Annotated in this window: 9 protein-coding genes; 4 read left to right on the top strand and 5 right to left on the bottom strand. The window is 63.4% G+C overall.

Annotated features, from left to right (window positions below; genetic code table 11):
* The first annotated feature begins 41 nt into the window (after positions 1-41).
* The 3 genes from D1223_RS02205 to D1223_RS02195 are packed head-to-tail and all read left to right on the top strand — an operon-like array spanning position 42 to position 4528.
* Positions 42-1202: a fumarylacetoacetate hydrolase family protein gene (locus D1223_RS02205; protein ID WP_119374767.1), complete on the top strand. Its 1161-nt coding sequence runs from the start codon at positions 42-44 to the stop codon at positions 1200-1202.
* Positions 1202-2986 carry an IlvD/Edd family dehydratase gene (locus D1223_RS02200; RefSeq protein ID WP_119374766.1) on the top strand — a complete coding sequence of 595 codons (1785 nt, stop codon included), beginning with the start codon at positions 1202-1204 and terminating at the stop codon, positions 2984-2986. The genes D1223_RS02205 and D1223_RS02200 overlap by 1 nt, the downstream gene beginning before the upstream one ends.
* A gap of 24 nt (positions 2987-3010) precedes the next feature.
* Positions 3011-4528: an aldehyde dehydrogenase (NADP(+)) gene (locus D1223_RS02195; RefSeq protein ID WP_119374765.1), complete on the top strand. Its 1518-nt coding sequence runs from the start codon at positions 3011-3013 to the stop codon at positions 4526-4528.
* Positions 4529-4578: 50 nt separating this feature from the next.
* Here the strand turns inward: D1223_RS02195 and D1223_RS02190 are convergent, their stop codons facing one another.
* From D1223_RS02190 to xylB, 4 genes are read right to left on the bottom strand one after another with little or no spacing between them, the layout of a single operon-like run.
* Complete coding sequence (locus D1223_RS02190) at positions 4579-6522, bottom strand: sialate O-acetylesterase (protein WP_119374764.1); 1944 nt, start codon at positions 6520-6522, stop codon at positions 4579-4581.
* 15 nt (positions 6523-6537) lie between these two features.
* Positions 6538-7188 (bottom strand): fructose-6-phosphate aldolase, encoded by a 651-nt coding sequence (fsa, locus tag D1223_RS02185; RefSeq protein WP_119374763.1) that lies wholly within the window; start codon positions 7186-7188, stop codon positions 6538-6540.
* A gap of 10 nt (positions 7189-7198) precedes the next feature.
* Positions 7199-8542 (bottom strand): xylose isomerase, encoded by a 1344-nt coding sequence (xylA, locus tag D1223_RS02180; RefSeq protein WP_119374762.1) that lies wholly within the window; start codon positions 8540-8542, stop codon positions 7199-7201.
* Between the two features lies 1 nt (position 8543).
* The gene (gene xylB / locus D1223_RS02175) at positions 8544-9998 is read right to left on the bottom strand and encodes a xylulokinase (RefSeq protein ID WP_119374761.1); all 1455 of its coding nucleotides are present in this window, start codon (positions 9996-9998) and stop codon (positions 8544-8546) included.
* 337 nt (positions 9999-10335) lie between these two features.
* Here xylB and D1223_RS02170 point away from each other — a divergent pair, with 337 nt between their 5' ends.
* Entirely contained in the window at positions 10336-11757 is a 1422-nt protein-coding gene (locus D1223_RS02170; protein WP_119374760.1) for a sugar porter family MFS transporter, read from the top strand.
* A gap of 213 nt (positions 11758-11970) precedes the next feature.
* On the opposite strand, the gene D1223_RS02165 is transcribed toward D1223_RS02170, so the two are convergent.
* Complete coding sequence (locus D1223_RS02165) at positions 11971-14388, bottom strand: glycoside hydrolase family 3 N-terminal domain-containing protein (RefSeq protein ID WP_119374759.1); 2418 nt, start codon at positions 14386-14388, stop codon at positions 11971-11973.
* Between the last annotated feature and the right edge of the window lie 9 nt (positions 14389-14397).

Here is a 14397-nt window from a genome sequence, read left to right as displayed (position 1 = left end):
CGAATGTTTAATGTTAACGCTATCTTTCAGAAAGTAGCCCCATGGATTTGCCGCTCCGTTCAGATCAGATATTGCCAGATGACGCAGACGCGTTTCTGATTGGGCGGGTCTGGTCGCATGAGGAAGGTGGCCCCTGCCCCGTGCTGATCAGCGGCGGCCGTGTGATCAACCTGATCCCTGTCGCGCCGACCGTGTCTGCCCTGCTGGAATCGACGCTGCCTGACCGTGCCGAACTGTCCGGCCTGCCCGATCTCGGACCGCTCGACGCATTCCTGTTGCCGGACGATGATGAACGCTGCCTCGGCAGCCTGCTCGCGCCGTGCGACCTGCAGGCCATAAAGGCTGCGGGCGTGACCTTCGCTGCCAGCCTGCTTGAGCGTGTCGTGGAAGAACGCGCTGGCGGAGACCCGGCGCGCGCGGAAGAATTGCGCGCTGAACTGTCGGCGACCATCGCGGGCGACTTTGCGTCGATCAAGCCGGGGTCTGCCGAGGCAGACGCCCTGCGCACCCGCCTGAAGGCTGAAGGGCTGTGGTCGCAATACCTGGAGGTTGGCTTCGGCGAATATGCTGAGATCTTCACCAAGGCCCAGCCCATGTCCGCGGTGGGCTGCGGCGCGGAGATCGGCATCCTGTCGGCCTCCGACTGGAACAATCCTGAACCCGAAGTCGCCCTCGTCGTGACCTCGCGGGGTGACATTGTCGGCGCAACGCTCGCCAATGATGTGAACCTCCGGGACATGGAAGGCCGCTCGGCACTGCTGCTCGGCAAGGCGAAGGACAACAATGCATCCTGCGCCATCGGCCCTTTCATCCGGCTGTTCGATGGGGATTTCGGCCTGGCGGATGTCGCGCGCGCCGAGATCAGCCTGGAAGTGGTCGGCAAGGATGGCTTCCACCTGGAGGGCGCCAGCGACATGTCCATGATTTCCCGGCGGCCGGAGGACCTCGTCTCACAGGCAATCGGCAAGCATCATCAGTATCCAGACGGCCTGCTTGTCCTGCTCGGCACGATGTTCGCCCCGGTGGAAGACAGGCGCGCGCCAGGTCAGGGCTTCACACACGAAGCTGGCGATTGCGTAAAGATATCAACGCGCTCTCTCGGCACACTGATCAACTGGACGACCGCTTCGGAAACGGCTGCGCCATGGACATTCGGAACCGGCGCGCTGATGACCAACCTTGCAAAGCGAGGAGTGCTCTGATGACCGAGACCGGCAAGCGACAATTCAGGCTGCGCTCGCAGGACTGGTTCGACAATCTCGATCATGCGGACATGGCCGCGCTCTACCTCGAACGCTTCACCAATTACGGCCTGACGCTCGAGGAGCTGCGCGAAGGCCGTCCCATTATCGGCATCTCTCAGTCGGGCTCGGACCTTGCGCCCTGCAATCGCATTCATGTCGACCTTGTACAGCGCGTGAAGGACGGCGTGCGCGACGCTGGCGGCATCCCGATCGAATTCCCGATGCATCCGATCTTCGAGAACTGCCGCCGCCCGACCGCCGCCCTCGACCGTAACCTCGCCTTTCTCGGCCTTGTCGAGATCCTGCATGGCTATCCGCTCGACGGCGTCGTCCTCACCACGGGATGCGACAAGACCACACCGGCCGCGCTGATGGCCGCTGCGACAACCAACCTGCCGGCGATCATCCTCTCCGGCGGCCCGATGCTCGACGGCTGGTCCAATGGCGAGCGCGTCGGCTCGGGCACGGTTCTCTGGCGCGTGCGCAAGGAATATGCGGCCGGCAAGATCACGCGCGAGACGCTGATCGAACGCGTCGCCGCCTCGACGCCATCCGCCGGCCACTGCAACCCGATGGGCACGGCGCTGACGATGAACTCGCTCGCCGAAGCACTCGGCATGTCGCTCACCGGCTCGGCCACCATCCCGGCGCCTTACAAGGAACGTCCGCAGTGCGCCTATCAGACGGGCAAGCGCGCGGTTGGCCTGGTTGAGGAACAGCTGAAGCCGCTCGACGTGATGACGCGCGCGGCCTTCCTGAACGCCATCCGCGTGAACGCCGCGATTGGCGGTTCACCTAATGCCTATCCCCACCTCATGGCGATTGCGCGCCATGCCGGCGTCGAGCTTACAGCCGCCGACTGGAACGAGTTCGGTTACCACATTCCGCTGCTCGCAAATGTCCAGCCGGCCGGCGAATATCTCGGCGAACATTTCCATCGCGCAGGCGGTATTCCGGCGATCATGAAGGATCTTGCTGGCGCCGGGCATCTCGATGAGGACGCCAAGACCGTGACGGGCAAATCGGTTGGCGGCAACCTGCAGGGACTGCGCCCCACGGACCGCCAGGTCATCTATGCCTACGACACGCCCGTGCGCCAAAAGGCAGGCTTCAAGGTCCTCACCGGAAACCTCTTCGACAGCGCCATCATGAAGACGAGCGCCATATCGGACCACTTCCGGAAGACTTATCTCTCGGACCCCGGCAAGACAGACGTCTTCGAGGCCCGCGCCGTCGTGTTCGACGGATCGGAAGATTATCGCAGCCGGATCAACGACCCCGCGCTGAACATTGACGAGCGCTGCATCCTCGTCATGCGCGGCGCCGGACCGGTCGCCTGGCCAGGCTCGGCGGAGGTCGTGAACATGCAACCGCCTGACGCGCTGATCAAAAACGGCGTCGACAGCCTGCCGACCCTTGGCGATGGCCGCCAGTCCGGTACCTCGGGCAGCCCCTCCATCCTCAATGCCAGCCCCGAAGCGGCCGAAGGCGGCGGCCTCGCCTGGCTAAAGGATGGCGACGTCATTCGGATCGACCTCAATACAGGCCACTGCGACGCGCTCGTCGACGAGGAGGAGATCGCCCGCCGCAAGCAGGACCTCGCCTATGCCGTCCGGGGCAGCGAAACCCCGTGGCAGGCTATGTACCGCGCCTCCGTCACACAGCTCGGCGATGGCGCCGTCATCAAGGGCGCAGACGAATTTCGAAACGTTACCGCGCGGCTACCGCGCCACAATCACTGACCCAACGAATCCGAAAGGATAGACATGACCGACAAGCTCACCGGACAGCATCTCATCGCAGGCGAATGGCACGCATCTACGAAGACGTTCGAATCCACAGGCCTCGACGGAGAGAGCTTTGACGTCTCCAGCGGCGGCGCAGCCGAAGTCGATCGCGCCGCAAAGGCCGCCGACGAGGCCTACCGAACCTATGGCTGGACCTCGCGCGAAACGCGGGCCAATTTTCTCGACAAGATTGCAGACTGCATAGAGGCCCGCGGCGAAGCCATCACCAAGGCTGGCATGGCCGAAACCGGCCTCCCCGAGGGCCGCCTCAATGGCGAGCGTGGGCGCACGACCGGCCAGCTCCGCCTCTTCGCCGACCATATCCGCAAGGGCGAATACCTCGACCGGCGCCATGCCGAAGCGCAGCCCGACCGCCAACCTGCCCCGCGCCCGGACCTGCGCCTCATGCAGCGTCCCATGGGCCCGGTCGCCGTGTTCGGCGCATCCAATTTCCCGCTCGCATTCTCGACCGCTGGAGGCGATACCGCCGCCGCACTTGCTGCTGGTTGCCCCGTCATCGTCAAGGCACACCCGGCCCATCCGCGCACCGGCGAACTCGTCGCGCGCGCCATCGCAGAGGCCATTGATGCCTGCGGCATGCCAGCTGGTACGTTCGGCTTCATTCAGGGCGAAACCCATGAGCTTGGCCAGGCCATGGTCGACCATCCGCTCGTCAAGGCCGCCGCCTTTACCGGCTCTCTCGGTGCAGGGCGCGCCCTTTACGACCGCTGCGCCGCAAGGCCGGAGCCGATCCCGTTCTATGGAGAATTCGGCTCGATCAACCCGGTCTTCATTCTACCCGGCGCGCTGAAGGAAAGAGGCGTACAGATCGGCGAAGGCTGGGCCGGATCGCTGACACTCGGCGCCGGCCAGTTCTGCACCAATCCGGGCATTGTCTTCGCTCGCGAAGGCGAAGGTCTCGATGGCTTTGTGGACGCTGCGAGCAAGGCCATCGCCGCATCCGCGCCCCAGACCATGCTGACCGACTCCATCGCCGCCTCTTACCGCAAAGGCGCGTCGACCTTCAGGCAGAGCGACAATGTCAAAGAGCTGGCCTGTTCAGAGGCCGATGGCCGTCAGGGCGGTCCTGCTATCTTCAGGGCGTCGCTCGACACATGGCTCACAAACCCCGCCCTGTCGGAAGAAGTGTTCGGCCCCGCCGGCATCGTTGTTACCGTCCCCGATGACACCGCCTACAGCCGCGCAGCCGAGGCGCTTGCAGGCCAGCTGACTGCCACCGTGCAGATGGAGGCGGGCGACCGGGAAACGGCCCGTTCGCTGCTTCCGGCGCTCGAACGCACGGCGGGCCGGATCCTGTTCAATGGCTTCCCAACGGGGGTCGAAGTGTCGGACGCCATGGTCCATTCCGGCCCCTATCCGGCGACGACCAATTTCGGCGCGACGTCTGTCGGCACGATGGCGATCCGCCGCTTCCTGCGGCCGGTCTGCTATCAGGATATGCCCGACGCCCTGCTGGACGGCGACCTGCGCTTCTAGGCGCCGGGGCGCAAGGCCGGGAACCGCTCCCGGCCGGCGCAGCCCGTCTGCTACCTGACGTCCAGCTGAAACGGTGTGACCGGGATAATCCCGTCTGCGTAGAGATTGCAGATCGGCGCATCGCCCCAGCAGTGGCGGATGGTTGCTGGCTCAATGCCTTCCGGCACCGTGGCAACCAGTGTGCGGCCATCGAGACGGGCATCAGCCCAGTCGCATTGGCCAGCCGCGTTGCAGACGGAGACGCTGATCACCCGGTCGCTCGAGATCGAGGTGTAATCGCCCTCAGGCAGGTCGATCTTTATGGATCCGCCATCCCGAACGGCCGTCACCGGTGAGTAGCCTGTGGTGCTGGCGTCCGACGCCCCGGACAAGCCATCCAGCACATCGACCGCGCGCATGGCGACGGTGAGCTTGTCAGGCGGGTGGATATCCGTGCGGTGCCCGACATCCATCGTCGTGACAAGACCCGTTAGCGGGTCGGCCAGCGCGACACGGCGCTGGGCATCCTGCACACCCGCCCAGCCAGACTCCGACGGCAACTCAGGCATCGCGCCATAGCCCGGCAGCTGGACGACGAGGACTGGAAGGTCCGACCCGAAATTCGAGCGCCAGCCCGCAATCAGCTGATCCAGCAGGCCCTCATAGGCATCCGCCCGCCCGGTATTGCTTTCGCCCTGATACCAGATGGCGGCGCTCATCGGCGTGCCGTGCAGCGGCGCAATCATCGCGTTGCCAATCGTGGTGTAGCCAGTCACCGATTCCCAGGGCGGACGCGGACCGCCATCATCGGCCTGCATCACCGCCTTGTAGGACCAGCCCGACCCGAGCGGGACAGCCTCGCCAGCCTCCGGCTCAAGCTGCATCACCTCGCCCGGCCCCATCATGCCGCCCGGCCCGTAGCTGTTCAGCACGTTGATCAGGATCGTGTTTTCGCCCGCTTTGAGCACGCCGGGATCGACGGGATAGACGCGATGGTCTGTCCAGCTTGAGGTCGAGCCGATGAATTCGCCATTGATCCAGACCGCATCTGAATCATCGAACAGGCCGAGCGAGATTGTCGCCGGTCCGGCCGCCTGTTCCTCTGTCAGGTCAAAGCGGCGGGCAAACCAGAGCCGGCCGAGATGGGTCTCGATGTCAGCATCACCATAGGCTTTCCAGTCGGCGAACTGTTCGGGAACACGCTTCCAGCTGGAAAGGTCAAGCTTGGCCTCCCACGGCGCGCTTTCATGCTCGGCTGTCCACCACCGCTCCCAGACCGCACCATAGGCTTTCATCGCCGCGTCCGGGTCTTCGCGATAGAGGTCGAGCGTGGCAAGGCTTTCGTCAAATCCGCCGGCTGCCTCAAGGCGCGCCTGTGGCAGCCAGGCTTCGATCTGCGAACCGCCCCATGAGGAATCGATCAGGCCGATCGGTATGCCTCGCTCCGCACGCAGGCGCTCTCCCATGAAATAGCAGACGGCGGAAAAGTCCCGCACGTTTTCAGGCGATGCTGGCGCCCAGCTGGCCTCTTCCGGCAGCTGCGATTGCGGCGAAAGCGCCGTTTCCTGTGGCACGGTCAGAAGGCGCAGGCTATCATCGGCGCTCTCGGAAATTGCGGAATCCGGATTGAGCGCCCGGTAGACCGGGTATTCCATATTGGACTGTCCGGAACACAGCAGGACATCGCCAGCCAGGATATCTTCAGCCGTGTACCTCGTCGTGGCGTCGCTGATGGAGAGCTCATACGGCCCGCCTGCCTGCAGCGGATCAAAGCTGACAGACCAGGCCCCATCCGGACCGGCCCGTGTCTCCACAGTCTGGCCCGCGAGCGAGGCGGTGATGGCCGCGCCGGGATCCGCTTTGCCCGCAATCTGCAGGTTTGCCCCGCGCTGCACGACCGCATGGTCGGTATACGCCCCGTCGACCAGGAGCTGGGCCGCCGATGGACCAGCCCCCGCCGCCTGGCAGCCCCCCAGAAGTGCGAGTGCGGCGAGTGTCCTTGCGGCCTGTCTCATTGTCTTTCTCCCGGATCAGACCTTGATGCCGGCCTTCTCTGCGTCGGCGAGGAAGGCCTTGAGGCCCTTGTCGGTCAGGACATGGCCGGCAAGCGAGCGGATCACATCCGGCGGCGCGGTGACGACATCGGCGCCGATAAGCGCGCATTCTTTCACATGGTTGGCACTGCGGATCGAGGCGGCAAGCACTTCAGTCTCGAAGCCGTAATTGTCATAGATGGTGCGGATGTCCTGGATGAGCTCCATGCCATCGATGTTGATATCGTCCAGCCGGCCAATGAAAGGCGAGATGTAGCTTGCCCCGGCCTTGGCCGCGAGCAGCGCCTGATTGGCCGAGAAGCAGAGCGTCACATTGGTACGCGTGCCTTCCGACGTCAGCTTGCGGCAGGCTTTCAGCCCGTCGAGCGTGAGCGGCAGCTTCACGACGACATTGGGTGCCAGCGCGGCCAGCGCCCGGCCTTGCTCGAGCATGCCGGCCTCATCGGTCGCGATGACTTCAGCGCTCACCGGACCATCGGTGACTTCACAGATTTCCACGATGACTTCGCGGAAATCGCGGCCCGACTTTCCGACCAGGCTGGGATTGGTCGTGACGCCATCCACAAGACCGGTTGCATGCAGGTCGCGGATCGCCGCGACGTCTGCGGTATCGACGAAAAACTTCATGGCTCGCCTCCTATTTCAGGCTGCGGTTGACGAGGTTTTCCAGATATTCCTGACGGCCGGACGTGTGCTTGCCGTCGAGGCCTGCGCTTGCGGCGTGGTCGGCAATCGTTTCCAGTGACGCGTCCGGCGACAGCATGCGCTGGCCGAGCTCGCCTTTCCAGCCGGCATAGCGCTCATCCTTGAAGGCCTGGATTTCGCCGCGCTCGACAATGTCTGCCGCCGACAGGAGTGCCCGCGCCAGCGCATCCACGCCGCCGACATGCGCATAGACCAGATCGATCTCATCGGAGCTCTGGCGGCGCACCTTGGCGTCGAAGTTGAAGCCCCCAGTATCAAGTCCGCCGGATGGCAGCAGCTCGACCAGCGCCAGGGTGATGTCGCGGATGTCGAGATGAAACTGGTCGGTGTCCCAGCCATTCTGGTAGTTGCCGGTGTTGATGTCGATCGAGCCCATCATGCCGAGCGAGACCGCCGTTGCCACTTCGTGCGAGAAGCTGTGGCCCGACAGCGTCGAGTGGTTCGGCTCGATGTTCACATGCACCTCGCCAAGCAGGTCGAAGCGTTTCAGGAAGCCATAGATCGTCGCCACGTCGAAATCGTACTGGTGGTACATCGGCTCGTGCGGCTTCGGCTCGATCAGGATCTTGCCGTCAAAACCGAGCTTGTGCTTGTGCTCGACGACCATGGAAAGGAAGCGGCCGAAATTCTCCAGCTCGCGGGTGAGGTCGGTGTTGAGCAGCGTGTCATAGCCTTCGCGCCCGCCCCAGAGGACATAGTTTGCGCCCCCGAGCTTGTGGGTCGCCTCCAGGCAGTCGCGGATCTGGCGGATCGCGCAGGCGGCAACTTCCGGGTCCGGATTGGTCAGGCCGCCAGCGGCATAGCGCGGATGGCCAAACAGCTTCGCCGTACCCCAGAGCAGCTTGACGCCGGTCTCTTCCTGGTAGCCGGCCAGACGATCGGTCTGGCGCTTGAAATTGTTCGACAGCTCGTCGGGCGTGTCGGAGGCTTCGGTGATGTCCTCATCGTGGAAGCAGTAGAATGGCAGGCCGAGCACCTTGAAGAAATCGAAAGCGGCGGCCATGCGCGCATCGGCGGCGGCGCGGTCATTTCCGGTACGCTGCCAGGGGCGGTTGAAGGTGCCGGCGCCGAACACGTCGAAGCCGTCCCAGCAGAAGGTGTGCCAGTAGCAGACGGCCATGCGCAGGTGGTCTTCCATCCGCTTGCCGAGGACCATCTGGTCCTTGTCATAGTAGCGGTAGGCCAGCGGGTTGTCGCTGCTTACGCCCTCGAACTTGACCGGCGCCATGTCGGCGAAGGGTGACCGGCTCCCAAGACTTGCATTCGAATCTGCCATTTCAATCTCCTGTAAATTCGCCGACCAGCGCCTGGTAGAGACGGGTGAACTTCACGCGTTTCTCCTGCAGGCGGTCGATGTCGGGGTCGTGTGGTTCGATAACGTTGATCGCGCGGGGCGCGGCGAAGGCTTCGTCAAAAGTGCCCTTCAGCTGGGAGTAGCGGGCAAGCCTTGCTGCGCCGAGCGCGGGCCCGGTTGCCGCGCCGTCGCGATAGACGAGCGGACGCTCCAGGACGGCGGCAAGGATGCGGCCCCAATAGGCAGACTGGGAGCCGCCGCCAATCACGGAAATCGAATGAACATCGATGCCGGAATCGAGCAGCGCATCGAAGCCGTCCGCCATGCCGAAGGCGACGCCTTCCAGGACGGCCTGCGCAATCTGGCCCTTGGAGCTGTCATGGTCGAGACCGAACAGGACGCCGCTCGCATAGGGGTTATTATGCGGCGTGCGTTCACCTGAAAGGTAGGGGAGGAAAACCTCCTTGCAGGCTAGGCTTGCGTCCCGTTCGGCCAAGTTGATCATGTCTTCTGCTGATGGCGTACCGGTCGCCTGGCAGGCCCAGTCGACACAGCTCGCCGCGCTCAGCATGACAGACATGAGATGCCAGCGGCCCGGCAGGGCGTGGCAGAAAGCGTGGGCGGCCGAGTCCGGGTTCGAGCGGAACTCGCTACCTGCCACGAAGATTACACCGGAAGTGCCGAGCGAGAGCAGCGCATCGCCTTCATCGACGATTCCGGCGCCGACAGCGCCAGCGGCATTGTCACCGCCGCCCGCCACAACAGGCACGCGATCCATGCCCCAGGCTTCAGCAGCCTCCTGGCGGAGGATGCCGGTTTCCTCGACACCTTCATGCAGGCTCGGCATGTGATCGACGGTCAGCCCGCAGGCGTCCAGCAACGGCTCATGCCATTTGCGACCTGCAACATCCATCCAGAGCGTGCCGGCCGAATCCGACATGTCGGAGGCCAGCTCGCCGGTCATCCGCAGGCGGACATAATCCTTCGGCAGCAGGACCTTGGCGACCTTGGCGAAAATTTCCGGCTCATGCCGGCGCACCCATTCGAGCTTTGGCGCGGTAAAGCCGGGCATGACGAGATTACCGCCCTTCTCGACAAAGTCCGGCTCTTTTTCCTGGAGGGCCGAGGCCTCTTCCAGACTGCGGCCGTCATTCCAGAGGATGGCCGGTCTCAGCGGGTTCAAGGCCTTGTCGAGCAGCGTTGCGCCATGCATCTGGCCCGACAGGCCGACGGCCTTCACGGCATGACGATGATTCACGTTCAGGCCGGCAACCGCCATGTTTGTGGCCGTCCACCAGTCGGCGGGCTTCTGCTCTGACCAGAGCGGCCTGGGCCGCGAAATCGGAAGATCAGCGCTCGCCGTGTCCACGACACGGCCAGCCTCATCCATCAGAACGGCCTTTACGCTCGATGTCCCGATATCAATTCCCAGAAACACGTCTCTGGTTTCCTTCCCTCTCCTTGCGACATCCTGCAGCTGTCCTTGCGTGCGAACACCAGCAGCCATCGCGATTATATGATAACGCTAACATATTGCGCCTGCGTGGACAACACTGCTGTGTGCGGCTTTTTGTTCGATTGCAGTAAGCCGAGGCATGCGCCGCCGGTGAAGCTCGCTGTGCCGAGGGCATATCTTGTCCCCGAAACGACGAATCCGTGCCAAAACCACTTTAAACTTGCCAGAGTGTGAGTTAGCGTCGTTTATGGTAGCCCTAACATTTTGGGTTGGGTTCAAGAGAAAAGCAGTTCTCCATTGAAGGGGATTGGGAGGAAAAATGACTGATACGACAGCGGCCACCGGCCGGTTCGAAGGCGACTTTGCGTTCGTCCTTCTCATCAGCTGCGTCGCCACGATTGGCGGCTTCCTGTTCGGATTTGACAGCGGCGTGATCAATGGCACGGTCGACGGGCTGAGCGCGGCGTTCAATTCCGACGCAGCCGTCACCGGCTTCAATGTCGCGTCCATCCTGCTGGGCTGCGCGGCAGGCGCGGCAGCCGCGGGCAAGCTGTCCGACATGTTCGGGCGCCGCACGATGATGATCGTCGCCGCGATCTTCTTTATCGTCAGCGCGTGGGGCTCCGGCATTGCGGGTTCGTCCATGGAGTTCGTGATCTACCGGATCATCGGCGGCCTTGCCGTCGGTGCTGCCAGTGTCATGGCCCCTGCCTACATCTCCGAAGTCGCACCGGCCCATTTGCGCGGCCGCCTGTCTTCGATCCAGCAGGTCGCGATCATTGCGGGCCTGTTCGTTGCCTTTCTCAGCAACTTCCTGATTGCAGGCGCTGCAGGCTCTGCCACGAGCGTCTGGATGTGGGGCTTCGAAGCCTGGCGCTGGATGTTCTGGATCGAGCTCATCCCGGCGGCGATCTTCCTGATCGCGCTGCTCGCGATCCCGGAAAGCCCGCGCTATCTCGTCGTGAGCGGCAAGAAGGATGCAGCCCGCAGCGTGCTTGAGCGTATCACGGGCCAGCGCCGCGCAGCCGGCAAGGTCGCGGAAATCGAGGAATCCCTCGCGCGTGATCACAAGCCGCGTATCTCTGACATCTTCCGCGGTGGCACGGTGCTTCGTCCCATCATCTGGGTCGGCATCGGCCTTGCGGTGTTCCAGCAGCTCGTCGGTATCAACGTCGTCTTCTATTACGGCGCCGTGCTCTGGCAGGCGGCCGGCTTCACCGAAAGCGATGCGCTTCTGACCAACGTCCTGTCAGGCGGCCTCAGTATCGCAGCCGTGGCTTTGGGCCTCATGCTGATTGACCGTATCGGCCGCAAGCCGATGCTGATGATCGGCTCGATCGGCATGGCGGTTACGCTTGGCCTCGTCGCCTTCGCCTTCTCGACCGGCGCGCTGGTCGATGGCAGCCTGAAGCTCTCCAGCTCGATGGGCCTGCTCGCGCTCGTCGCAGCCAATATCTATGTGATGTTCTTCAACTTCTCCTGGGGCCCGGTCATGTGGGTGATGCTGGGTGAGATGTTCCCGAACCAGCTGCGTGGCTCCGGCCTCGCGGTTTCGGGCTTCTTCCAGTGGATCGCGAACTTCGCCATCACGCTGACCTTCCCGATCATGCTGGCCGCACCCGGCATCGGCCTGACGGGGGCTTATGGCGTCTACACCGTGTTTGCCATCATCTCGATCTTCTTCGTGATGTGGGCGGTGAAGGAAACCAAAGGCAAGGAACTGGAAGACATGCAGGGCTGATCTGCCCTCTTCCAAAGCAAAACGATATGCGGCGGGCCCTTCGAGGTCCGCCGCATTTTTTTGCGCGATCAGAATTAAAGCGGGGCGCCTGATTAGGGAGCGTCGCCCTTGTCGATGTCAGGCCCGGCACAGAGCGTGGCGCGCGGCCACACTCACCTTTCAGCCGCGTTCGCGCGCGAAAAGGAGCGTGGCCGCCAGAGCCTGGGGCTCGCCCTACTCCACGCTCAGCGTGACGCTTTGCGTGTCGGCAGAGCTTGAGCCCGTCATGATCTCGAACTCACCAGGTTCGACGATCCGCTCCATATCCTTGTTCCAGAAGCGGAAATCCTTTTCGCCAAGGGTGAAGCTCACGGTCTTCGTCTCGCCCGGCTGGAGCGTGACCCGCTCGAAGCCGCGCAGTTCCTTCACCGGCCGGGTGACCGAGGCGACGAGGTCGCGAATGTAAAGCTGCACCACTTCGTCGCCGGCCATATCGCCGGTATTGGTCACATCGACCGTCACGGTCACCTCGCCATCGACACCGATCGTGGCGGACGAAAGCGTCGGCGCGCTGATGTCGAATGTGGTGTAGGACAGCCCATAGCCGAACGGATAGAGCGGCTCGGTCGTATCGAAGAGATACCCGCGCAGCGCACTCGGCTTGTGATTGTAGACGAGCGGCAGCTGGCCGACCGAGCGGGCGATCGTCACCGGCAGCTTGCCGCCGGGATTGTAGTCGCCGAACAGGACGTCGGCCATCGCCGTGCCGCCCTCCTGGCCGAGATACCAGCCCTCGACCAGCGCATTGGTCTTCTCTGCGACCTCATCGACGCCAAGCGGCTTGCCATTGATCAGCACGGTGACGACAGGCTTGCCGAGCGCGAACATCGCGTCCGCCAGCTCCTGTTGCTCGCCGACAAGTTCGATGTCGGTGCGGTCGCCGAGGTGCTGGTTGTCCCAGCCCTCGCGGCTGGTCGCTTCCGTGCCGCCGATGACGAGGATGATCACATCCGCGCTTTCTGCGACCGATTTGGCCTCCTCGATCATGGCGAGGTTCGCCTCGCGGTCGGCGAGGATGATCTCATTCTCCCACCAGTCGCCCTGCGAGGTGATCTCGACGCCCGGATGATGAACGATTTCTGCGGCGTCGCCGACCTCAGCCTCGATCCCGTCAAGGACGGTGAGGACACGGGTCGGGACGTCAGAATAGCCGCCGAGACGCACCGCGTCTGCATTCGGTCCGATAACGGCGATCTTGCCAAACGCACCCTTGTCCAGCGGCAGGACACCGTCATTCTTCAAGAGGACGATCGACTTGCGCGCCGCCTCTTCAGCAAGCGCGCGGGCGTCTGCATTGTCGGTGATCTCTTCGGCATAGGTGGCGTCCGCATATGGATCCTCGAACATGCCGGAGAGGAATTTGATCTCGAGCATGCGCCGGACAGCGGTGTCGATTTCCTCTTCGGTGACGAGGCCTTTTTCCAGTGCATCAGGGAGCAGCTTGAACGCATTGCCATCCGGCAGGTCGAAGTCGACGCCGGCTTTCAGCGCGCGCACGGCGGCTGCTTCCATGTCCGGCTCGACGCCGTGCAGGCGGACGAGATCGTCAATTCCCCAATAGTCGCTGACAACACCACCCTTGAAGCCCCACTCGCCGCGCAGGACATCATTCAGCAGCCAGCCATTGGCATGCGAGGGCACGCCGTCGATTTCATTGTACGACGCCATCAGGCTGCGGATTTCCGAGTTCTCCACGATGTGTTCAAACGGCGGGAAGAAGACCTCGCGCAGGATACGTTCCGAGAGGTTGGACGGGCCGACATTTGTGCCGCTTTCAGGCTGTCCGTGGCCGGTCATGTGTTTCAGCGTCGCGAAAACCTTGTCGTCTGCCAGCGGCAGGGTGCGTCCCTGGAAGCCATAGACGGCGGCAAGGCCAATCTCCCCGGCGAGATAAGGGTCTTCGCCATAGGTCTCCTCGATGCGGCCCCAGCGCGGATCGCGCGCCACATCGACCACTGGCGAGAGCACCATGTGCGGCCCGCGCGCCCGGATCTCGCGGGCAACGACGGAATAGATGTCCTCGATCAGCTCAGGGTCCCAGGTCGAGGCAAGGCCGATCGCTTGCGGGAAGGAGGTCGCCCCGCGCGCGGCATAGCCGTGCAGGCCTTCTTCGTGGAACAGGACGGGGATGCCGAGACGCGTCTCCTCGACGGCATACTTCTGGATCGCATTGACCAGTTCGACCGTCTGCGCCTCATCCCTGAAGGGCTGCTCCAGCGGGCTCGACGGGCCCTGAAGGTCATTCGGCCGGGCAAAATGGCCAAAGCCCGAAGGATAGGCTGCCGCGGCCAGCGCGGGATCGAACTTGCCGTCTTCGTCGAATAGCTCGGTCTTGGTGGTCCAGATCGTTGTGATCTGGGCGATCTTCTCCTCGAGCGTCATGCGTGAGAGCAGGTCTTCCACGCGCGCATCAACGCTGAGGCTCGCATTCCTGTACGGTGCGTCGTCCGAGACTTGCTGCGCCTGAGATGTGGCCTGAAGACCGGCTGCGTTCTGGCAGGCAACCGCGAGACAAACCGCAGCCGTTGCTGCGCCAAGCCGCTTTAGCAAGCTGTGCTTGAATTGCCCTGTGCCGCTTCTAGAATCGCGCATCGACGTCAC

Source organism: Henriciella mobilis, from assembly GCF_003576285.1.
Lineage (GTDB): Bacteria > Pseudomonadota > Alphaproteobacteria > Caulobacterales > Hyphomonadaceae > Henriciella > Henriciella mobilis.
Note: the sequence above shows the minus strand (reverse complement) of the source record. Positions and strands in the feature narration are given on the sequence as shown.

Excerpts from the sequence above, each read along its gene's own strand:
- fsa (WP_119374763.1), bottom strand. The coding sequence starts at position 7,188 with ATGAAGTTTTTCGTCGATACCGCAGACGTCGCGGCGATCCGCGACCTG.
- D1223_RS02205 (WP_119374767.1), top strand. The coding sequence starts at position 42 with ATGGATTTGCCGCTCCGTTCAGATCAGATATTGCCAGATGACGCAGAC.
- D1223_RS02170 (WP_119374760.1), top strand. The coding sequence starts at position 10,336 with ATGACTGATACGACAGCGGCCACCGGCCGGTTCGAAGGCGACTTTGCG.
- D1223_RS02200 (WP_119374766.1), top strand. The coding sequence starts at position 1,202 with ATGACCGAGACCGGCAAGCGACAATTCAGGCTGCGCTCGCAGGACTGG.
- D1223_RS02195 (WP_119374765.1), top strand. The coding sequence starts at position 3,011 with ATGACCGACAAGCTCACCGGACAGCATCTCATCGCAGGCGAATGGCAC.
- D1223_RS02190 (WP_119374764.1), bottom strand. The coding sequence starts at position 6,522 with ATGAGACAGGCCGCAAGGACACTCGCCGCACTCGCACTTCTGGGGGGC.
- D1223_RS02165 (WP_119374759.1), bottom strand. The coding sequence starts at position 14,388 with ATGCGCGATTCTAGAAGCGGCACAGGGCAATTCAAGCACAGCTTGCTA.
- xylA (WP_119374762.1), bottom strand. The coding sequence starts at position 8,542 with ATGGCAGATTCGAATGCAAGTCTTGGGAGCCGGTCACCCTTCGCCGAC.